The organism is Comamonas sp. B-9 (assembly GCF_000410635.1).
In the GTDB taxonomy this organism is placed as follows: Bacteria; Pseudomonadota; Gammaproteobacteria; order Burkholderiales; family Burkholderiaceae_C; genus Comamonas.
Window position 1 is genome coordinate 1 of the sequence record NZ_APCR01000226.1, and the last position, 964, is coordinate 964.

Genomic DNA, 964 nt, shown 5'->3' on the forward strand with positions numbered 1-964 from the left:
GCCGCGTCGGACGCGCTGTATGTGCCGCTGATGGCGCCGGTGCGGGCGCGCGGCGTGCTGGTGCTGCAGCTGCGCACACCCGAGCGCTTGCGCGTGCCCGAGGAGCGGCGCCTGCTGGATGCCTGCGCCAGCCAGATTGCGCTGGCGCTCGAGCGCGTGCATTTTGTCGAGGTGGCCCAGCAGACCCAGGTGGCGATGGAGGGCGAGCGCATGCGCAACACCTTGCTGTCGTCGGTATCGCATGATTTGCGCACGCCGCTCACCAGCATCCTGGGCGCTGCCCAGGCCGGTCTGCCGCATGCGCCGCCTGGCCCGGCGCAAGACATGCTGCTGCAGATCCGCAACCAGGCCCAGGCCTTGCAGCAATTGGTGGACAACCTGCTGGCCATGGCCCGGCTGCAGCAGGACGGCGTGCACCTGCAGCGCGCCTGGATCCCCGTCGATGAGCTGGTGGGCAGTGCCTTGCGCCAGCTCGGCGGGCGCCTGGCCGATCACCCGGTGCAGCTGCAGCTGCCGGCCGATTTACCGCTGCTGTGGATCGATGCGGCGATGATGGAGCGGGTGCTCGTCAACCTGCTGGACAACGCCAGCAAATACACCCCCGTGGGCACCGCCGTGCGGGTGACGGCGCACGTCGAGCGCGACCAGCTGCTCTTGCGCGTGCAGGACAGCGGGCCGGGCCTGCCCGCGCACCTGGCACCTGAGCAGCTGTTTGCGCCCTTCAGCCGGGGCCATGCCGAGTCCAGTATCTCCGGCATTGGCCTGGGCCTGGCGCTGGCCCAGCGCATTGTGCAGGCCCATGGCGGCCATCTGGATGCCGCTGCGGCCGAGCCCGGACCGGGGGCCGTTTTCAGCCTGGCGCTGCCGGTGCTGCCTCAGCCGGCGCTGGATTGATGGGCATGCGGCGCAGCAGATAGATATCCATGATCCAGCCATGCGCCGCGCGTGCAGCGGCGCGCGTGGC

The 964-nt window shown here is 70.4% G+C and carries 1 protein-coding gene; it reads left to right on the forward strand.

Features of this window, described 5'->3' with window-relative positions; genetic code table 11:
- Positions 1-894 (forward strand): ATP-binding protein (locus H928_RS25700; RefSeq protein WP_043338241.1); only part of this gene is annotated, 894 nt, incomplete at its 5' end.
- Between the last annotated feature and the right edge of the window lie 70 nt (positions 895-964).